Origin of the sequence: Dyella sp. OK004, assembly GCF_900114495.1 — a bacterium.
Lineage (GTDB): Bacteria > Pseudomonadota > Gammaproteobacteria > Xanthomonadales > Rhodanobacteraceae > Dyella_D.
The window spans coordinates 847,916-867,662 of record NZ_FOZI01000003.1; the positions used below are offsets into that span (position 1 = coordinate 847,916).

At 64.3% G+C, this 19,747-nt stretch carries 13 protein-coding genes; 10 read left to right on the forward strand and 3 right to left on the reverse strand.

Translation table 11 applies throughout. The features are described 5' to 3' along the window. Positions 1-16: 16 nt before the first annotated feature. Positions 17-784, reverse strand: a complete 768-nt coding sequence (locus tag BM338_RS15990; RefSeq protein ID WP_090452401.1) for a YdcF family protein — start codon at positions 782-784, stop codon at positions 17-19. 194 nt (positions 785-978) lie between these two features. Between BM338_RS15990 and BM338_RS15995 the strand changes: the two genes are divergently transcribed. The 3 genes from BM338_RS15995 (at position 979) to BM338_RS16005 (ending at position 11,341) form a co-directional block, all read left to right on the forward strand. After that, positions 979-2,400: a sugar porter family MFS transporter gene (locus BM338_RS15995; protein WP_090452403.1), complete on the forward strand. Its 1,422-nt coding sequence runs from the start codon at positions 979-981 to the stop codon at positions 2,398-2,400. A 921-nt stretch (positions 2,401-3,321) separates the two neighbouring features. Then, positions 3,322-9,381, forward strand: a complete 6,060-nt coding sequence (locus tag BM338_RS16000; RefSeq protein WP_090452405.1) for an autotransporter outer membrane beta-barrel domain-containing protein — start codon at positions 3,322-3,324, stop codon at positions 9,379-9,381. Positions 9,382-9,904: 523 nt separating this feature from the next. Then, the gene (locus BM338_RS16005; protein WP_090452407.1) at positions 9,905-11,341 is read left to right on the forward strand and encodes a lipase family protein; all 1,437 of its coding nucleotides are present in this window, start codon (positions 9,905-9,907) and stop codon (positions 11,339-11,341) included. Positions 11,342-11,363: 22 nt separating this feature from the next. On the opposite strand, the gene BM338_RS16010 is transcribed toward BM338_RS16005, so the two are convergent. Beyond that, on the reverse strand, positions 11,364-12,530 hold the full coding sequence (locus BM338_RS16010) for a M23 family metallopeptidase (protein WP_090452409.1): 1,167 nt from the start codon (positions 12,528-12,530) through the stop codon (positions 11,364-11,366). A 195-nt stretch (positions 12,531-12,725) separates the two neighbouring features. Here BM338_RS16010 and BM338_RS16015 point away from each other — a divergent pair, with 195 nt between their 5' ends. Genes BM338_RS16015 through BM338_RS16030 form a run of 4 tightly spaced genes read left to right on the forward strand, consistent with a single transcriptional unit; the run spans position 12,726 to position 16,867 of the window. Further along, positions 12,726-13,484 carry a DUF3348 domain-containing protein gene (locus BM338_RS16015; RefSeq protein ID WP_090452411.1) on the forward strand — a complete coding sequence of 253 codons (759 nt, stop codon included), beginning with the start codon at positions 12,726-12,728 and terminating at the stop codon, positions 13,482-13,484. Then, positions 13,477-15,573: a DUF802 domain-containing protein gene (locus BM338_RS16020; protein WP_090452413.1), complete on the forward strand. Its 2,097-nt coding sequence runs from the start codon at positions 13,477-13,479 to the stop codon at positions 15,571-15,573. Before BM338_RS16015 ends, BM338_RS16020 begins: the two co-directional genes overlap by 8 nt. Next, positions 15,570-16,214, forward strand: coding sequence for an OmpA family protein (locus tag BM338_RS16025; RefSeq protein WP_090452415.1), 645 nt, complete (start codon positions 15,570-15,572; stop codon positions 16,212-16,214). Before BM338_RS16020 ends, BM338_RS16025 begins: the two co-directional genes overlap by 4 nt. Then, complete coding sequence (locus BM338_RS16030) at positions 16,211-16,867, forward strand: DUF2894 domain-containing protein (protein ID WP_090452417.1); 657 nt, start codon at positions 16,211-16,213, stop codon at positions 16,865-16,867. Before BM338_RS16025 ends, BM338_RS16030 begins: the two co-directional genes overlap by 4 nt. A gap of 19 nt (positions 16,868-16,886) precedes the next feature. Here BM338_RS16030 and BM338_RS16035 read toward each other — a convergent pair whose 3' ends face one another. Beyond that, positions 16,887-17,303 (reverse strand): DUF6896 domain-containing protein, encoded by a 417-nt coding sequence (locus BM338_RS16035; protein WP_090452419.1) that lies wholly within the window; start codon positions 17,301-17,303, stop codon positions 16,887-16,889. 249 nt (positions 17,304-17,552) lie between these two features. Here BM338_RS16035 and BM338_RS16040 point away from each other — a divergent pair, with 249 nt between their 5' ends. Genes BM338_RS16040 through BM338_RS16050 form a run of 3 tightly spaced genes read left to right on the forward strand, consistent with a single transcriptional unit; the run spans position 17,553 to position 19,572 of the window. Continuing rightward, a complete protein-coding gene (locus tag BM338_RS16040; protein WP_090452421.1) occupies positions 17,553-18,107 on the forward strand; it encodes an RNA polymerase sigma factor in 555 nt (184 codons plus the stop codon). Beyond that, complete coding sequence (locus tag BM338_RS16045; RefSeq protein WP_090452423.1) at positions 18,104-18,979, forward strand: hypothetical protein; 876 nt, start codon at positions 18,104-18,106, stop codon at positions 18,977-18,979. Before BM338_RS16040 ends, BM338_RS16045 begins: the two co-directional genes overlap by 4 nt. Then, positions 18,976-19,572, forward strand: coding sequence for an IMPACT family protein (locus tag BM338_RS16050; RefSeq protein WP_090452426.1), 597 nt, complete (start codon positions 18,976-18,978; stop codon positions 19,570-19,572). Before BM338_RS16045 ends, BM338_RS16050 begins: the two co-directional genes overlap by 4 nt. Positions 19,573-19,747: the final 175 nt, after the last annotated feature.

Here is a 19,747-nt window from a genome sequence, read left to right on the forward strand (position 1 = left end):
GGAATGGCCCGATTTTTCAAGGCTGCCCCGAAGCCGCCCCCGCCTTCGCCGCATTCAACCCCAGCACGTTGTAAACGTGATAGCGCGCAATGCCCACGTACTCATGCAACGCGGCGTCAGCCAGGGTGAAGTTCCAGGCCAGCGGATACCACGACCACATCGGCTTGACGAAATCGCCGCGCACCGGCTGCGGATGCAGGCCGAAGTGCGCGAAGTACAGCAGGCTACGGCGCAGATGCGTGCCCGACGTCACCAGCAACACCCGCTCCGCGCCATCTGCTTCCAGCATCGGCTTGCTGAATTCCGCGTTCTGCCAGGTGCTGAGGCTGTGTGCTTCGATCAGCAGATCGCCCTCGGGGATGCCCGCGCGCAACAGCGCTCTGCGATAGATTTCGGCTTCCGCTTCGCCATGCCCCTGCGGATCGCCGCCACTCACCAACACCTTGCAGTCGCCACCCGCCTCGTGGCATTCCCGATATAGCGTGACAGCGGTGAGCAGACGCCCGTTGGCGAAATAGCTCGGCACCAGATGGTTGGCGCGATCGTCGTGGAAGGTACCCGCTCCGAGCAGCACGATCGCGCTGCGCGCCGCCCAGCCGCCGGACACGGTGCTCGCATAGTCACCTTGCAGGTCACGCAGCATCCAGGCCGGTGCTGCGCCGCAACCGATGACAAAGAACCACAGCAGGGCCAGCACCACGACCACGCGGCTGCTCTTGCGCCGCCTCCTATAGCCCAACACCAGCGCCAGCAGACACAACAGCGCTAAGACAGACATGGTCATGACGGCCCCGTTCCAAGAATAGATACGCGCAGAGTAAACCGAGTGGCGCCTTGTCACGAGTCATGCGTTCGCTCTAGGCACGGTTGCAATTCTGTTGCGCAGCACCAACCCGTGCATACGTATTCATCCACTATGCGCAAGGCGGCGGGGCAGAATCGCCGCACTTTTCATACGCGGTCGACGGGGAGAACACGATGAGCGTAGTGGACGTCAGCAATGGGGCGGAGCAACGCGCTACGGCGCGCGTGGTACTGATTGCCGCGGCCGCGGCGCTGGGTGGATTCCTGTTCGGTTTCGACACCGCCGTGATCAACGGCGCGGTGGATGCGATCCGCGGCAGCTTCGGACTCGGCGCTGGACGCATCGGTTTCGCCGTCTCTTGTGCCCTGCTCGGCTCCGCTGTCGGCGCCTGGTATGCCGGCCCGCTGGCCGATCGCTTCGGTCGCGTGCGCGCCATGCAAGTGGCCGCCGTGCTACTTGCCTTGAGTGCGCTGGGCTCGGGACTGGTCTCGGGTGTGTGGGATCTGATTCTGTGGCGCGTAGTCGGCGGTATCGGCGTGGGCATGGCTTCGGTGATCGCGCCAACGTATATCGCCGAAGTATCGCCGGCGCAGGTGCGCGGCCGTCTCGGCTCGCTGCAGCAGCTGGCTATCGTGCTCGGCATCTTTACCGCGCTGCTCAGCGATGCGTGGCTGGCGAGTGCCGCAGGGGGCGCCTCGCAACCGCTGTGGTTCGGCCTGTCTGCGTGGCGCTGGATGTTCCTGATCGCCGTGGTTCCTGCGCTGATCTACGGCTCGCTAGTGCTGGGCGTGCCCGAATCGCCGCGCCACCTGGTGGCCAAGGGGCGCATGAGCGAAGCCAAAGACGTGCTGCGCCAGGTGCTAGATCTGCGCGACGAGGCCGCGCTCGACCACAAGCTGACCGATATCGAACACAGCCTACGCTCCGAATACCGCCCCACCCTGCGCGATCTGCGCGGCCCGCGTGCCGGCCTGTTGCCGGTGGTGTGGATCGGCATCCTGCTGTCGGTGTTCCAGCAGTTCGTCGGCATCAATGTGATCTTCTATTACTCCTCCACGCTATGGCATTCGGTGGGCTTCAGCGAAGCGGATTCGTTCTCCATCACGGTCGCCACTTCCGTCGTGAATGTGCTGGTGACCCTGGTCGCCATCGCGCTGGTGGATCGCATTGGCCGCAAGCCGCTGCTCACCATTGGCTCCGCCGGCATGGCGGTGACGCTTGGTCTGATGGCCTGGTGTTTTTCGCAGGCTACCGGCAGCGGTGCCGCCCTCAGCCTGCCGGCACCGTGGGGCATGGTGGCGCTGATCGCGGCGAATGCTTATGTGGTGTTCTTCGGCTTGAGCTGGGGACCGATGGTGTGGGTGTTGCTGGGGGAGATGTTCCCCAACCGCATTCGCGCGATTGCGTTGGCGGTGGCGGCAGCGGCGCAATGGCTGGCCAACTTCGTCATTACCAGCAGCTTCCCTTCGCTGGCGGAGATCGGGCTGAGTTTTGCTTATGGGCTGTATGCGCTATTTGCGCTGATCTCTCTGGTGTTTGTGGTTGTCGCGGTGCGCGAGACCAAAGGCATGGAGCTGGAGGATATGAAGGAATAATGCCAACTCAGAGTTGGCAATATTCCTCCTACGTCGTCACCCCGGCGTAGGCCGGGCTCCAGTGGCGTTATCACTCGGTCGTCGCGTTGACTTGCCCAGGCTCGCCTGCCGCAGGCTTTCGAGCCGCTGCCGCGGTCCGAGTCACTTTCTCTTTGCTGGCCCAAAGGGCGCAGGGTATGGATACCCGGAGTCAAGAGAAAGTAACCAAAGAGAATATGGCCTGAAGAGCAGGCGGCGTGCTTTGTAGCTACACCTTTTCCAGTACCACGCGTTGGCATGGTTTCTTTGGGCGCGCGCGACAGTGTTTTTGCGAACGCTCTCCCCAACCTGTAGGCGTGGCGAGACGTCGCACGCATACGTATGCAAGATTTTGCGTGTGGCCTGCGCAGCTATACTGACCGCAAGTCCCTGCGATGGCGGCTCTTTGCGCCATCCCATGTGGAACCTCGGTTTGACCCGGCGACGAGATGTCGCTCGGCGGCGACGCGATCACTTAGCGCACTGCCCTGCCTGTCCACTGTCGGCCTCGCGCCGCGGACACCCTCACGATGGTTTCCGGACGACAACTGGCTTGCCGCCAGCCCTGCACGGCTTGATACCGCTGCTTCCTGCGGCGGAGGTCGCCGTGCCTCACAACCATCCGCGACCAAGGTATGGCCAGCGACGCTCCTGACAGAGCGCGTTGTATACGTTCGCCCGCCGTCCGCGCAACGAGATCCGAACTGCGGGCGCCGAAACCTTCGCGCTCCCTACACACCATGATCCATTTCACTAATATCGTGTGAACTAAGTCACATTTTGGACCCGTGACTTTCCAGCGCGGCCTCGCGCACCTCAGGGGACTCGATCGGGACCTACAAGCAGCGCCCTTGCAACCGTAGTGCAGACAAGGAAGGCGCGCTCGACAAACGGAGAAACTCTATGTTGTACGTCAAGCAATCGCACGCTTCGCAGGCCGCACTCAGAACCGCTATGGTCAGCTTGGTCGCTTTTGGCGCCTTGCATGCCACGCCGAGCATGGCCACTTGTGCCACCAATACCGGCACCAACACGACCAATTGCGATACCAGCTCACCCAATCCATGGACCTCCGTCGTGGGGACGGGGCCAAGTACGGCCAGCGGCGCTACGGTGAATCTTGCCCCCGGCGCGCAAATTTCCACCGGCAACGCCAACGCCATCAGCCTAGCCAACAACGCCAACATCACTCTTGGCGCGGGCGCCATAGTTCAGAACAATGCGAGCTCCGGCGCCGGCCTGTGGAACGCCGGTAATAACACGGTGGAATTCGGCTCCAACGGCATCATCAATATCGCGCAGGGCGCGCAGGTGCTGGCCACCGGCACGCAAGGCAACGCCGAAGCAATCAACGTGATGGGCTCGGGCAATCAGATCATCAATCGCGGCGTGATTTCGGCGACGCGCGCGGCAGCCATCTGGTTCGAAGACCGCACGGTAGGCGCGTCCAACCTGGTGGACAACTACGGCACCATCCGCAGCCTGGCCGGCACTAATGCCAACGTGATCGGCAACAGCGGGCGGGGCAGCGTCACCTTCATCAACCGCGCCGGCGCGCGTGTGGAAGGCAGCCTTTCCTTCGCCAGCGGCAATGACAATCTCACGCTGGAAGCGGGCTCGGTCATCACCGGTAGCTTCAACGGCGGCGGCGGTACCAACACACTGACCTTGTCCGGCGGCGCGGGTTCAAGCGATTCACTGGCGGGCAACATCCTCAACTTCCAGACGCTCACCAAAACCGGAGCGGGACTGTGGACGCTGTCCGGCGCCATCGGCAGTAATGGTGGCGGCACGCCGCTGTCTGTGCTGGTGCAGCAAGGCACACTGGCGCTCACTGGCAATAACACCAATTTCAACGGCAGCATCCAGGTCAACGCCGCCGGCACGCTAGAGGCGCGCGCGCAGAGTCTGCCGCCAGCAGTCGCCAACAACGGCCTGGTACGTTTCGCGCAACCGGACAACGGCACCTATGCCGGCAGCATCAATGGCAGCGGCTCGGTGGAAAAGACACAAGGCGGCGTGCTCACGCTTACCGGTGTCAATGGCTACACCGGCGGCACAACCATCAAGGGCGGCACCATTGCCATCGGCGCGGATAACGTGATCGGTGCCAGCAACGGCGCCATCACATTGGACGGCGGCGCGCTGAGCCTGACCAACAGCTTCAATCTGTCGGCCGGGCGCGCTGTATCGGTTACCGCCAACAACGGCACCATCGATACGGCGGCGGGCGTCACCAGCACGCTCAGCCAGGGGATCACCGGCGCAGGCATGTTGAGCAAGACCGGCGCCGGCACGCTGGCACTTTCGGGCAACAACGCCTATGCCGGCGGTACCACCATCAGCGGCGGCACCTTGCAGCTCGGCGCGGGCGGCACTAGCGGCAGCGTGCAAGGCGCTATCAACAACAACGGCACGCTGGCCTTCAACCGCAGCGACACAGTGAGTGTGGGCAACCTGATTTCCGGTACCGGCACAGTCAACCAGATCGGCACCGGCACGACCGTACTGACTGCCAACAACAGTTATACCGGCGCGACCAACGTCAACGCGGGTGCGCTCTATATCAACGGCGACCAGACCGCCGCCACTGGCCTTACTACTGTGGCCAACGGCGCCACACTTGGCGGCACCGGCATCATCGGCGGCACGATGACAGTGGCCAACGGCGGCACGCTGTCGCCAGGCAGCAATACCGGCATGCCGGGCACGCTGAGCATCCAGCAAGACCTGAACCTGAGCAGCGGCTCCCTGCTCGATTACAACTTCGGCCAAGCCGGCGTAGTCGGAGGTCCGTTCAACGATCTGACCAAGGTCAGCGGCAACCTCACCCTCGACGGCACGCTCAATGTACAGACCCCGCCGGGCGGCAGCTTCGATACGGGTATCTACCGTGTCATCAGCTACAACGGCACGCTGACCGATAACGGCCTGAACATTGGCACCATTCCGTCGCCAAATTTCTACGTACAGACCTCGGTGGATAAGCAGGTCAATCTGGTCAACACCAACGGCCTCACCCTCAATTACTGGGACGGTGCGGCCGGCCCCAAGAACGATGGCCATATCAACGGCGGCGACGGTGTCTGGCAGAACTTCAGCGGCAACGACAACTGGACGGACAACGCAGGTACACCGAACGCACCGTTCTCCGACCGCGCCTTTGCCATCTTCAGCGCCGCGCCCGGCACCGTTACGGTGGACAACAGCCTGGGCAACGTCAACATTGCCGGCATGCAGGTCGCCAGCGATGGCTACACCATCCAGGGCGATGCGATCACCCTGGTGGGCAGCGCCAGCGATCCCGCGCATTCGGTGATCCGCGTGGGCGACGGCACCAGCGACGGCGCGGGCTACACCGCCACTGTCCATTCGGTGCTCACCGGCAACTCCGCCCTGGTGAAGACCGACCTGGGCACCCTCGTGCTGAGCGGCAACAACACCTACACCGGCGGCACGCTCATCAATGGCGGCACCGTGCAGGTATCCAGCGACGCCAACCTCGGCGACGCCGCCGGCGCGCTGAGCTTCGACCAGGGCACGCTGCGCAACACGACCAATCTCAACACCAACCGCGCGATCACACTCAACGCCGGCGGCGGCACGTTGGCGACCGCGGCCGGCACGCAGCTCATCGCCAACGGCGCGATCACCGGCAATGGTGCCCTGACCAAGAGCGACACCGGCACCGCCATCCTCACCGCCAACAACAACTACACCGGCGGCACCACTATCAGCGGCGGCACCTTGCAGCTGGGCAATGGCGGCATGACCGGCGGCGTGGTCGGGAACGTGGTCAATAACGGTGCGCTGAGTTTCGACCGTGCGGACAACGTCACTTTCAACGGCACCATCAGTGGCAGCGGCACCCTCAATCAGATCGGCGGCGGCACCACCGTGCTGACCGGCGCTAACAACTACACCGGCGCCACCAACGTCAACGCGGGTGCGCTTTACGTCAACGGCAACCAGGCAGCCGCCACCGGCGTCACCTCGGTTGCCAGCGGCACTACGCTGGGTGGCACCGGCACGCTAGGCGGCGCGGTGCTGATAGCCGATGGCGCCACCCTGTCGCCGGGTGGGCTGGGTGCACCTGGCACGCTCACTATCCAGAAAGACCTCAACCTGGGCAGCGGCTCCACGCTCAACTATCGCTTCGGGCAGGCCAATACGGTGGGGGGCGCGCTCAACGATCTGGTCCAGGTGGGCGGCGATCTCAAACTGGCCGGCACGCTCAATGTACAGGTGCCGGCGGGCGGCAGCTTCGATGCCGGCATTTATCGGGTCATCAACTACCAGGGCACGCTAACCAACAACGGGCTGACCATCGGCGCGATTCCTTCGCCCGACTTCTATCTGCAAACCTCGGTCGACAAGCAGGTCAACCTGATCAATACCCACGGTCTCACCCTCAATTACTGGGACGGCGCGGCCGGCCCGAAAGACAACGGCGCCATCAACGGCGGCGATGGCGTGTGGCAGAACTTCAAGGGCAACGACAACTGGACTGAATCCACCGGCGCGATCAACGCTCCGTTTTCGGATCGCTCTTTCGCCATCTTCACCGCCGCACCGGGCACGGTGACGGTGGACAACAGCCTGGGCAACGTCAACGTGGCCGGCATGCAGTTCGCCAGTAACGGTTACACCATCCTGGGCGATGAGATCACGTTGGTGGGCACGGCCAGCGATCCCACGCATTCGGTCATCCGCGTGGGTGACGGCACCAGCGGCGGCGCCAGTTACGCCACGACGATCGACGCGGTGCTCACCGGCAACTCCGCCCTGGTGAAAACCGACCAAGGCACTCTGGTGCTAGGCGGGGCCAACACCTATACCGGCGGCACAGCCATCAACGGCGGCACCTTGCAGGTTTCCAGCGATGCCAACCTCGGTGACGCCGCTGGCGCGCTGAGCTTCGACCAGGGCACGCTGCGCAACACGACCAATCTCAGTACCAGCCGTGCGGTGACGCTCAATGCAGGTGGCGGCACGCTGGCGACCGCGGCAGGCACGCAACTTACGCTGACCAGCGCGATCGCCGGCGCGGGTGCGCTGACCAAGAACGAAAGCGGCACGGTCATCCTCGCTGCCAACAATGTCTATACAGGCGGCACCACCATCAGCGGCGGCATCTTGCAGCTCGGCGGCGGCGGCGCCAGCGGCAGCATAGTTGGTGAAGTGGTCGACAACGGCACGCTAGCTTTCAACCGTTCCGACACCGCGACCTTCAACGGCGTCGTATCCGGCACGGGTGCGCTCAACCAGCTGGGCAGCGGTACCACCGTGCTCAACGGCATCCACACCTACAGCGGACTCACCACGATAACGAACGGCGCCCTGGCCGTAGGCGACGCCTCGCACGCGACGGCTGCGCTGAACGGCGGCGGCGGCGTGCAGGTGTCAGCCAGCGGCACCCTGGGCGGCTACGGCAGCGTCACCGGCGCAGTGAACAACAACGGCACCATCGCCGTCGCCGATGCCTTACCGGCTTTTGCCGGCAGCGCCAAAAGCGGCTTCACCATCAACGGCACGCTGACTAATACCGGCCTCGCGCAGATCGGCGGCGCCGGTATCGGCAATACGCTGAAGGTCGGCAACTACGTGGGCCAGAACGGCAGTCTCGCGCTGAATACGCATCTCGACGGCGACAATGCACCCTCCGATCTGCTCGTCATCGACGGTGGCCGCGCCAGCGGACAGTCCGCACTCAAGATCACCAACGTGGGCGGCCTCGGCCAGGAAACACCCGGCAACGGCATCCTGGTGGTCAACACCATCAACGGCGCCACTTCCGCTGCCAATGCTTTCGTTCTGGGCGGCCGCGCCATCGCAGGCCCTTATGAGTACTCGCTGTATCGCGGCGGGCGCAACGGCGCAACGCCCGATGCGTGGTATCTGCGCACCGAGATCAAGGACAACCACGACAACGGCATCAACGTGCTGCCAGAGCCCGAACCGCAGCCGGAGCCGGAAGATCCCCGCCCCGACTATCGCCGCGAAGTATCCGACTACACCGCACTGTCGTCGATGATGCTCAACTTCGGCCGTGCCACCCTCGGTACCTTGCATGAGCGCATGGGCGAACAGGCACAACTGCCCACCGACAACGACGGCGTGAATGGCGCATGGGCACGCGTGATCGGCCAGAGCGGCAAGTGGAACGCCAGGCCCGGCGGCATCTACAACCAGGGCCCCTCCTTCGATAATAACTTCGTGGCGGTGCAGGCCGGCGGCGATCTGTTCCATGAAGAAATGGCCGACGGCTCGCGCAACCGCGGCGGCGTGTACGGTGTGGTCGGCCACAGCAACGGCAGCGTGACGCACTACGACGGCAGCCGCGCCGGCACCAACAAATTCGACGCGTACTCCCTCGGCGGTTACTGGACCCACTACGGCGCCAGAAACTGGTACGTAGACGGCGTGATGCAAGGTACCTGGTACAACGCCAAATCCGGCTCAGGCCAACTCGCCGACCTCAAAACCAACGCCTTCGGCTTCGCCGCCTCCGTGGAAGCCGGCTACCCGTTCCAACTGCGCAACCAGTGGACCGTGGAACCGCAAGCACAGTTGATCTACCAGGGCGTGAGCGTCGCCCAAGCCTCCGACAGCGCCGCCGACGTCCGCTTCGGCAACGCCAACTCGGTCGCCGGCCGCGTAGGCGCACGCGTCGCACGCACCTGGGCACTCGACGAAAACACCAAACCACGACTCGTCACCGCATGGCTACGCGGCAACGTGTGGCACGAATTCACCGCCAACCCCATGACAGAAATTTCCTCCAACACCGGCTTCATCCCCTTCCGCTCCAACCTCAAAGGCTCGTGGTACGAACTGAGTGCCGGTGCGAATGCGCAACTGACCAACACCACCTCCATCTACGCCAACCTCGGCTACCAGAAAGGATTCAACAAAGGCATCCAGGCTGTTAGCGGGACACTGGGCGTGCGGGTGAATTGGTAAACCAGCAAAAGGGGAGGCTTGAGAAGGCCTCCCTTTTTTCATGAAGCAGATCATGCCAACTTACGATTGGCACTTTGATGTTGGTAGCAGTCAAAGCGTTAGCACCCAACGCTTTCTCAAGCACCCACCCCTCACCCCAACCCTCTCCCCGGAGGGGAGAGGGAGATGTTGCGCGTCGCAGTGGGGCAAACGCGGACCTTGAAGAAGATTGTCCCGACGTCTGACACTGGAAAAAGCGCAGCTACAGAGCACGCCGCGCGCTCTTCAGGCCATTTCTCTTTGGTTACTTTCTCTTTGGGCCAGCAAAGAGAAAGTGACCCGAGCCGCGGCAGCGGTTCGGAAGCCCGCGGCAGGCGAGCCAGAGCACGCAGACGCGACAATCGGAGCGCACCACTCTGGATCCCTGTCTGCGCAGGGATGACGAAATAGGAAGCCGAGTCGCAAGCACAAACCCCCGGCGAACAGAGACATCACACCCATCACCCCAATCAGAGATACTCCCCCCACCCACGGAGCCCAAACCATGACCACATTGGTTTTCGTCCACGGCTGGAGCGTCACCAACACCTCAACCTACGGCCCCCTGCCCCAACGCCTCCAGCAACAAGCAGCCGCCAACGGCATGACACTCAACGTCACCGACCTCTGGCTCTCGGAATACGTGAGCTTCGATGACGCCGTAACCATGGCCGACCTAGTACGCGGTTTCGATCACGCACTGCGCGATCTGCATCTGATCGGCGCCAACTTCGCCTGCGTCACCCACTCCACCGGCGGGCCGGTAGTTCGCGAGTGGCTGCGCGCCCAGCGCGAGAAGCCGGGCGTCTACAGCACGATCCGCCTCAGTCATCTGATCATGCTGGCGCCGGCGAATTTCGGCTCAGCGCTGGCGCAGCTCGGCAAAGGGGTGCTGGGGCGGATGCGCTCGTGGTGGAACGGGGTGGAGCCGGGGCAGCGGATTCTGGATTGGCTGGAACAGGGAAGTGCGGCGTCGCTGTCGTTGAACATCGACCACATCCATGGCGCCGACCCAGCTGACAAAGGACAGTTTCTGTTCGTACTCACCGGCGACCGACCGGACCGTGCGCTCTACGACCATCTCAACAGCTACACCGGCGAAGACGGTTCGGATGGTGTGGTGCGTATCGCCGCCGCGAATCTCAATGCCTGTCACGCGGTGCTGACGCGCAAGACCAGCACCGTCAGCGGCGACACGCTGGCGCTCAATCTCACCCGCGCGCCGCGCACGGCGTTCAAACTCATTCCGGGTGCGTCGCACTCCGGCGATACGCAGGGCATCATGGCCGCCGCGCCGGCCACCACGCTGGACGCGGTATTGCGCTGCCTGCGCGTCATCGACAGCAACAGCTATACACAACTGTGCAACAGCTTCGATGCGGAGAACGCGCAGCGCGATGCGGACAAAGTGGAGCTGGAACCGGTCGGCCCATTTTCACCACGCGTGCATATCCACGATCCACGCAGCCTGTTGATCGTGCGCCTCGCTGACGAAGCCAGTGAGCCGCTGCTGGACAGCCGCTTCCTGCTATCCGCCGGCACACCACCGAACCCGGACTGGATGCCGCAAGGCTTCATGCTCGACCGCCAGGCCAACAGCCGCACCGCCAACGTCATCTCGTTCTTTCTCAACCACGCCCTGCTCACCGGCGACGATCGTGTGGCCGACCCCACCAACAGCCGCAAGACACTGCGCGCGGCGGTCAGCGGGCACCGCCCCTATACCGCCAGCGTGCAGCCGAGCGATCTCGATGGACTGGTCCATCACGCACTGGCGGCGATGGATGTCAGCGACGATCTGCACACTGCCTGGGGACCGCACCAGACCACTGTGCTCGACGTGGTGTTGCCGCGCAAAGTCCATGAAGGCGTGTTCCGGCTGACGCAGAAGCTGGCGCCGGAGGATTTCAGCGATCCGGTGCCTGGGCCGGTCATCGGCTAGCACCGCCGACGGATCGCTGGATTCACTGGCTCGGGAACTGGATCACCACGTCGTTCAACGGCATCTGCGCGCGGCGGTGCTCGATGGGTGCCGCCTTCCACGGCTCGCCCTGCCCGAACAATTGGGCTTCGGTCTCCGGCCCCAGGAAATCGAAGCTATCGAACACGTACGGAATGCCTTCCGACCCTTCGAACGTCGCGGCGTTAGCCAGTTGGAAATGCAGATGCGGCGCGGCCGAGTTGCCGGACTGCCCCAGGTGCGCCAACGGCTGTCCGCGATGCACCTTGTCGCCAGGTTTCACCTTGAGGCTTCCGCGCTGCAAATGCGCATAGCCGGCGAATATGCCGGGGGCGATTTCCAGCATGACGTAGTTGCCGAACAGGCCATTCGTGGTGAGTGAGGATGGCTCGGGTTGCGGGCTGAGCGGCTGGTGCTCCTGCTCGTCATCGCGCGTGCTGCGCACCACGCCATCGGCGACGGCGAGCACGTCCGCGCCATAGCCGATCCAGTCGGCGTAGGTCGACTTCTGGACATCCCTCACCCCGGCTCGCATGGCGTGACCCTGCGCGTCGAGCCCCACCAGATCCAGCGCATAGCGCTGCGGGATGGTGAGCTGTCCATTCACGGCCACCAGACTGCCCCAGTGGTGCGACTGCGCCGCGCCGGGTCCCTCATGCGCTATCCAGCGACCGCCGCGCAGAGGCGCGCCGATCACCATGGGTTTTGCATCGTCCACCCGCACGGTCGCCCCATCGAGCAGGGCCACCGTCTGTTTGTCGGTGGCGAACGCCACGCGATGACGCAACACATGCGGCACCGCGGTACCCGGCGGCAAGGTGATCCACACGTAGACCACGGCGCGTTTGCCGGGGAGGATCGATGGGGATTCATGCTCCGCCGGTGCTGGCCGGATCATCGGCGACAGCGCATTCGCATCCAGCACGAGCAGCGGCGTTTTCGCCTCGTCCCCGAAGACTTTCAGCTGCGTCGGCTTCAGCGGCCCGGTGTCGCCGTAGAAATTGGTGACATGCAGCTCGTAAGCCAGATGGGTCAGGCCGTCGCTGCCGGCAAACGCCGTGGGCGCAAAGGGCACGCGGGCCTCAACCGGGGCCAGGGCTTCCTGTGCGTGGATGGATGGCGAGCAACAGAACAAGGCGACCCAAAGTGCCGCAACGACGCTACGAATCATTCGACGTGTATCCTCTGGAGGCACTTTGACGGCGGTAGCCGCCGTCGCCTTCTGGAGTATGGCGTATCCGTTTTGGGCCGAGAACGGGCATCCCGACGACACCAGCGGACCGCCCTCCCCGGCCCCTTTCCCTGTCCCGCATTCAGCAGCCCCCGCCCCGCAGCGTGTAAACTGGTGGTTTTGACGCCAGCAGTTATGGTGCAAGCTCCCCTACGTACGACGATCCGCGGCCCGACGTTCATTCGCTTATTGGCTCGCCTGACGGACGTCGACGTTCCCCCATCCAGACAAGCGCTGTCGGACCGGCTGAGCCAATGGCTCGACTGGACCCACGCCATTGCGCTGTCCACCGCGCTGGATGGCAGGCCCGCCGTGCCCCCCCCCGGCGTGCGGACCTTTGGCAGCGCCGAAGAGGACGAGTGCACTCGTGCGCGCGCCTCGCTGGCCAACACCATCGCCGGCGACCGTCTCTTCGCCACCGCACAGCCGCAGGGATCGGAGCAGGCGCCCGCCGAGGAAGCCAGTGCGGCGGCGGTCGATTACACGGTGTTTCGTCAGCGCTATATCGCCATACAGCGCTCGATGCAGACGGCCACCGGCCATCTGCGTGGCCGCCTGCGCGACCTGCTCGCCCAGACATCGGCCGACATGGCCCGGCTTGCCGAGGTGGATGCCGCGATGGAGCTCGCCCTGAGCCCGCGCGAGCAGACACTGCTGGCCGCCGTGCCCGCTTTACTCGGGGAACACTTCGAACGTTTGCGCCAGGCCGAGCTGAAAGCGCTGACCGACGCGACGGTATCGGAAGACACCCCACCAGCCACGCCTGGCGCCTGGCTGGACACGTTTCGCAAAGACATACAGAGCGTATTGCTCGCCGAACTGGATGTTCGTTTTCAACCGGTCGAAGGCTTGCTCGCAGCACTTCGCACCCGCTCACTGGGACGTCATGTTTAGAAATCTTCTTAATCTCGCCGTGTTTGCTGTGGGTCTGGTCGCGGTGTGCTGGATCGGCGCCGGTTACCTCGGATCGAATCCACTGGGATTGGCCGTCGCCATGTTGATTGGCGCCTGCTACCTGGCGGGCGGACTAGAACTGCACCGCTACCAGCAAGCCACCGCCACGCTGACGCACGCCGTTGCCGACTTGAATGCAACGCCGTCCAGCCTAGGCAGCTGGCTCGACCGCCTGCATCCGAGCCTGCGCAACGCGGTGCGCCTGCGTGTCGAGGGTTCGCGCATGGCCCTGCCGGTACCGGCGCTGACGCCGTATCTGGTGGGCTTGCTGGTACTGCTGGGCATGCTGGGCACGCTGCTCGGCATGATGGCGACCCTCCGGGGCACCGGCCTGGCGCTGGAAAGCGCGACGGATTTGCAGGCGATGCGCGGCTCGCTCGCCGCACCGGTCAAGGGCCTGGGATTTGCGTTCGGTACTTCGATCGCGGGCGTGGCCAGCTCGGCGATGCTCGGACTGCTCTCCGCGCTGTGCAGGCGCGAGCGGCTCCATGCCGTGCAGCGACTGGACGCGAAAATCGCGACGACCTTGCGCGTCTACTCGCAGAGTCATCAGCGCGAGGAAACCTTCAAGCTGCTGCAACAGCAGACGACGTTGATGCCCACTCTGGTCGATCGTCTACAGACGATGATGGCGACCATCGAGCAACAGAGCGTGGCCGCGAATGATCGGCAAATCGCCAGCCAGGACGCGTTCCACGGCAAGACCGAGGCCGCCTACACGCGCCTCGCCTCTTCCATGGAGCAGTCGTTGAAGGCCAGCGTTACCGAGAGCGCGCGCGCTGCCGGCGCGGCGCTGCAACCGGTGATGGAGGCCACCATGGCGGGTCTCGCGCGCGAGACGACCTCGCTGCACGACACCGTGACGCACGCCGTGCAGCGGCAGCTGGACGGATTGTCGGGCGGTTTCGAAACCTCCACCGCGACCGTGGCGGCCATCTGGAACCAGGCACTGACGGCGCAACAGCAGTCGAACGAAGTGCTCGCCAACAACCTGCGCAGCGCGCTGGACCAGTTCACCAACACCTTCGAGCAGCGCTCGATCAGTCTGCTGGAAGGCGTCTTCACGCGCCTCGATACCACGGCGGGTAGCGTGGCAGATGCGTGGAAGCACGCGCTGACGCAGCAAGACGGCGTCAACGAAAAACTGGCCGCCCATAATCAGCAAGCGTTGACGGCGGCCGCGGCGAGCTTCGAGCAGCATTCGGCGTCGCTGGTCCGCACCGTCGACCAGTCACACGCCGACTTGCAGGCGGCGTTGGCATCGCAGGATCAGCAGCGCTTGGCCGCCTGGACCGAGACGCTCGGCTCGATGACCGCCGCGCTGGGTACGCACTGGGAGCAAGCAGGCGCGCATGCCGCGAGCCGGCAGCAGGAGATCTGCGACACGCTGGCACGGACCGCGAGCGACATCTCGGCCCAGACGCAGACGCACGCCAGCAACACCATCGCCGAAATTTCCCGGCTCGTGCAGGCCGCATCGGAAGCGCCCAAGGCGGCCGCCGAAGTCGTTGCCGAATTGCGCCAGAAACTCTCCGACAGCATGGTGCGCGACACCGCCATGCTGGAAGAACGCAGCCGTTTGCTGGCCACGGTGGAAACCCTGCTCGATGCCGTGAACCATGCGTCCACCGAGCAACGCGTCGCCGTTGACGCGCTGGTCACCACCTCGGCGGATCTGCTCGATCGCGTCAGCACCCGGTTCACCGACCATATCGAGGCCGAAACCGGCAAGCTCGGCGCAGTGGCCGCCCAGGTCACCGGTGGAGCCGTCGAGGTAGCGAGCCTGAGCGAAGCGTTCGGTACGGCCGTGCAGCTCTACGGCAACTCGAACGAAGCGCTGATGGATCGCTTGCAGCACATCGCCACCGCGCTGGATAAATCCCTCGCGCGCAGCGATGAGCAGCTGGCGTACTACGTGGCCCAGGCGCGGGAAGTGATCGACCTGAGCATGCTGTCGCAGAAACAGATTGTCGAAGACCTGCAACAGCTCGCCAGCCAGCGCACGTCCGCCGGAGCCGAAGTGGCATGAGCGAAGAGATGGATGGCGTCGAGGAATCGACGGCGCCGATCTGGGCCGCCTTCGGCGACCTGATGTCGGTGCTGCTGGGCGCGTTCGTGCTGATCTTGGTCGGCGTGATCGGCGTGCAGCTGCAACTCTCGAACAGACTCGATGAAGAGGTAAAGCAGCGACAGCTCGAGGCACAGCGCCGCCAGACCCTGGAGCAGGCGCTGGCCGGACCACTGGCCGCGGGCCGGGTCACGCTGGTCAATGGGCGCATCGGTATTCGTGGCAGTGTGCTGTTCGCGCTGAATTCCGCTCAGCTGCAGCCCGAAGGACGGGAAGTATTGAAGAGCCTGGCCGGCCCGCTTTCCGGCTACCTCAAGACACGCGACGAAATCCTGATGGTGAGTGGCTTCACCGACGACCGCCAGGTGCGCGACGGCAACCGCCAGTTCGCCGACAACTGGGAGCTATCGGCCGAGCGCGCGCTGACCGTGACCCGCGCATTGATCGCCGAAGGCGTCCCCGCCTCCCTGGTATTTGCCGCCGCGTTCGGCTCCGAACAGCCGGTGAGCTCGAATGCCGATGACGAGGGACGGGCCAAAAACCGGCGCGTGGAAATAGCCCCCATCCCGAAACCGCAAGCGGCAACCGTGGCGCCCCCATGAGCGCAAGTGCCCGAGCGATACTCGACGTGTGGCGCGAGCAAAGAGCCGATCGCCTGAATCCCATCCGCTTTCATTTCATCGACGCGCTGGAGCGGCGCGCAGCAAGCCACGATGGTGAGGCGCGACGCCTTCTGGACGACAGGCTGTCCCAATTGATCGAGGCTTATGCCGACGATCTAAAAAAAGCGGCATTCAAGGTCGACAATGCCGATAGCACGGCAATACTGAGCGCACCCGCTCGCGGCGCGCTCGGCGATTTGGTCGATGACATCGCCGGCAGAGCGGCGGTGCGTGACGGCGATCTCGCAGCGGATGACGCGACGCCCCAGCCCGCTCTCTTTCCGCAGCTGCATGCGCTCGACGACTTCAAGAAAATCTGGTCCAAGGTCCGAACCGAGAGCCAGCTGCGGGAGTCGCTGGAGCAAGTGCCCACCAATGCCGGCCCGCTCAACTCAGGCAATCTGGTACACCGGTCGCTCACACTTATGCGTGAGCTGTCGCCGGGCTATCTCCAGCAGTTCCTGTCGTATGTCGATGCTTTGTTGTGGGTAGAGCAGATGAGCGGTGGCGGCGTCTTGGTGACTAAAGATGCGCCGCGGGTGGCTAGTGCCAGGAAGCGTGCTCGAGGTAACTCGCGCGAGCGTCGTGATTAATACTCTGCTTGGCACCGTTTCAGCTGATCGACGAGAGCATGCGCCGGAGGTAGTAAAGGGTGCGTCCGGAATAAGCCAATGCTCCAGACTGAACTGCCGCCCCGAATAGATCATCGACTTCTTGCTCAGACGAGAATCCGTATTCCGCCAGCCGACCTTCGGCGAACGACTTAAGGCGCCAAGGATCAAACCCGTCGTACTCACCGTTGGCACCGAAGTCGAAGTCAACACGTCCACTGAGCAGGAATACCTCGCAGCCGTATCCATGCTTTTGATAACGGACACCACCCACTAGCTCGCCAGCGCCGAGTATCCGATTTAATGCCCACTCCAGATTGCTGGACGGCAACGGGATGCCCGATTGGACCATTAGCGTTACGGCGGACCTGATCGCCGATAAATATTCATGGATCAGGGTTAGGAGACGAGCATCCATGACCTCTTGCCTTAGCGCCCGTAAACGCTGCTAGTTCGTAACGTCTTGAACGCCCACCCCAGCTCGCAAGCGGGGGCGCCATCCCGCCGCCGATCATACTCAGCTCCACCACCGGCGCCTAAAACCTCAGTGCCTTGACCCCACCCAGCACCCCACCGCGTTTCACCCAACGAGATGAACGCACTCGCCCCACTCCTACCCCTCCCACCGGCTTACCCCCGCCGGCGATTTCGCTTACCCTCGCCGCCCATGGATGCCACGGTGGACGAGGACGCAACGCTGATGCTGGCCTATGCGCAGGGTGACCTGAGCGCATTCGAGGCACTGTACGCGCGCCATCGCGGCACGCTGTACCGTTTTCTGCTGCGGACCTGTCGTGATCAGGCGGTGGCGGAGGAGTTGTTTCAGGACACCTGGAGCCGGGTGATCGCGGCGCGCGGGCGTTATCAGCCGCAGGCGAAGTTCACTACGTGGTTACTGCAGATCGCGCATAACCTGCTGATCGACAGCCATCGCCGTAAGCGGCCGATGCTGGAAGGCGATGCCGCCGAGCTGGCGCTAGCGCAGGTGGAGATACCGCAGCAGGAGCAGCCGGAGCATGCACTGTCCGAATTCGAGCAGCGGCGCCGCTTGCAGCGCGCCATCGAGCAATTGCCGGACGAGCAGCGCACGGCGGTGCTGTTGCGCCTGGAGCAGGATCTGAGCCTGGAGGAGATCGCCGAAGTCACCGGTGCCGGCCGCGAAACCGTGAAGTCGCGACTGCGCTATGCCATGAACAAACTGCGCGACCAGCTGGCCGAATGAATACGCATCATCCCGACGACGAACGTTTGCCCGGCGAGGAAGAGCTGGCGGCGCTGTATCGCAAGCTGCCGCAGAAAGAGCCGGGGCCAGCGCTCGATGCCGCGGTGCTGCGCGCCGCGGCACGGGCAGTGCAGCCGGCACACCGCCGCCGTGCGCGCTGGCCGGTGGCGCTGAGTAGCGCGGCCGTACTGGTGCTGGCCGCCGGGCTCGGCTGGCGCATGCGCGACATGCCGGTAGCGACGGCTCCGTCCGCACCGGGCGCCACAACGCTGGAAGCACAGCCCGCACCGACTGTCGCTGCCAATGCGGGTGCCGCGCCTGCCGCCGCGGAACAGCTGGCCGCCAAACAAGCCGCACCCGAGCAGCCTGAGGTGCAGGCGAATGTGGTTGCTACGCAGCCGGCACCTGCGCTCGTGCAAGCTCGACGCAACGCTCACACCAACGCGCCGGCCATGAAGAGTGCGTCTGGCTACGCTCCGGTCGAACAGCCGCTGGCGATGTCGCGTGCCGAAACAGCACCAGCACAGGCACAGGCACAGGCACAGGCAGCGGATCAGGCGATCGCCTATGACCATCCTGCCGCACTGGTATCCAACGAAGCCGTGCGGGCAAAGGCCGCACCAGCAACCCGCATGATGGCGGCGCCTGCACCGATGGCCGCGGCAGCGCCCGCTCCCGCACCGCCGATGGCGCCCCCCGTGGACACGGCGCGCGATGCGCATGACACACCGGCGCAGGAACTCGACAAGATCCGCCACCTGCTCACCGCCGGCCAGCGCGACGAAGCGCGGCAGCGACTGGCGGATCTGCATCGCGATCACCCTGACTACCCGCTGCCCGACGATCTGCGCGAGCAACTGCTGACGCCATGAGCGCAGCGACACATACGCTCGCCGGACCCTGCCAGCACGCCGAGGACATCAAGAAGAGCCGCTTCCTTGCCCAGGCGGCTCCGGTGGATTCACCGGAACAGGCCCTGGCCTTTGTGCGTCAGGTCAGCGACCCGGCGGCAACGCACAACTGCTGGGCGTATCGCATCGGCCACGACTATCGCTTCAACGACGACGGCGAACCCGGCGGCACCGCTGGTCGCCCGATCCTGCAGGCGATCGAGGGTCAGGGCATCGATCGCGCGGTGGTGGTAGTCACGCGCTGGTTTGGTGGCGTGAAGCTGGGCGCGGGCGGGCTCGTTCGCGCTTACGGTGGTACAGCGGCCGAATGTCTGCGCGTAGCTGAGCGTTTGCCGATCATCGCGATGGCGCGGCTTGGCCTGCATTGCGAATTTGCGGAGCTGGCGCTGCTCAAGGCGCGCCTGAAGGAGCTCGGTGCGCAGATCGAGCAGGAAGAGTTCGGTGTCGATGGCGTGGCATTGCAGTTGCGCCTGCCTGAAAGCCAGCTTGGCGATGCGCAGGCGCGCATTACCGATATCACACGCGGGCGTGTCGAAGCACGAGTGCTGACGTAGAAGCGCACCCTGTGTGCGACCGGACGTTGCTACTACGTAGGCTTATCGCGCACAGAGTGTGCTCCTACAGGGCGGTATTAACCCTGCCATCAAAAAGCCAGCAGGCAGCCTCGCAGATTGCCGTAAGCATCCGCACAATCGCGCGCTGGCGCTGCACCATGCGCCATCCGTGGAA

What these genes read in the sequence shown, in the direction of transcription:
- BM338_RS15990 (WP_090452401.1), bottom strand. Translation starts at nt 784, where the DNA reads ATGACCATGTCTGTCTTAGCGCTGTTGTGTCTGCTGGCGCTGGTGTTG.
- BM338_RS15995 (WP_090452403.1), top strand. Translation starts at nt 979, where the DNA reads ATGAGCGTAGTGGACGTCAGCAATGGGGCGGAGCAACGCGCTACGGCG.
- BM338_RS16000 (WP_090452405.1), top strand. Translation starts at nt 3,322, where the DNA reads ATGTTGTACGTCAAGCAATCGCACGCTTCGCAGGCCGCACTCAGAACC.
- BM338_RS16005 (WP_090452407.1), top strand. Translation starts at nt 9,905, where the DNA reads ATGACCACATTGGTTTTCGTCCACGGCTGGAGCGTCACCAACACCTCA.
- BM338_RS16010 (WP_090452409.1), bottom strand. Translation starts at nt 12,530, where the DNA reads ATGATTCGTAGCGTCGTTGCGGCACTTTGGGTCGCCTTGTTCTGTTGC.
- BM338_RS16015 (WP_090452411.1), top strand. Translation starts at nt 12,726, where the DNA reads ATGGTGCAAGCTCCCCTACGTACGACGATCCGCGGCCCGACGTTCATT.
- BM338_RS16020 (WP_090452413.1), top strand. Translation starts at nt 13,477, where the DNA reads ATGTTTAGAAATCTTCTTAATCTCGCCGTGTTTGCTGTGGGTCTGGTC.
- BM338_RS16025 (WP_090452415.1), top strand. Translation starts at nt 15,570, where the DNA reads ATGAGCGAAGAGATGGATGGCGTCGAGGAATCGACGGCGCCGATCTGG.
- BM338_RS16030 (WP_090452417.1), top strand. Translation starts at nt 16,211, where the DNA reads ATGAGCGCAAGTGCCCGAGCGATACTCGACGTGTGGCGCGAGCAAAGA.
- BM338_RS16035 (WP_090452419.1), bottom strand. Translation starts at nt 17,303, where the DNA reads ATGGATGCTCGTCTCCTAACCCTGATCCATGAATATTTATCGGCGATC.
- BM338_RS16040 (WP_090452421.1), top strand. Translation starts at nt 17,553, where the DNA reads ATGGATGCCACGGTGGACGAGGACGCAACGCTGATGCTGGCCTATGCG.
- BM338_RS16045 (WP_090452423.1), top strand. Translation starts at nt 18,104, where the DNA reads ATGAATACGCATCATCCCGACGACGAACGTTTGCCCGGCGAGGAAGAG.
- BM338_RS16050 (WP_090452426.1), top strand. Translation starts at nt 18,976, where the DNA reads ATGAGCGCAGCGACACATACGCTCGCCGGACCCTGCCAGCACGCCGAG.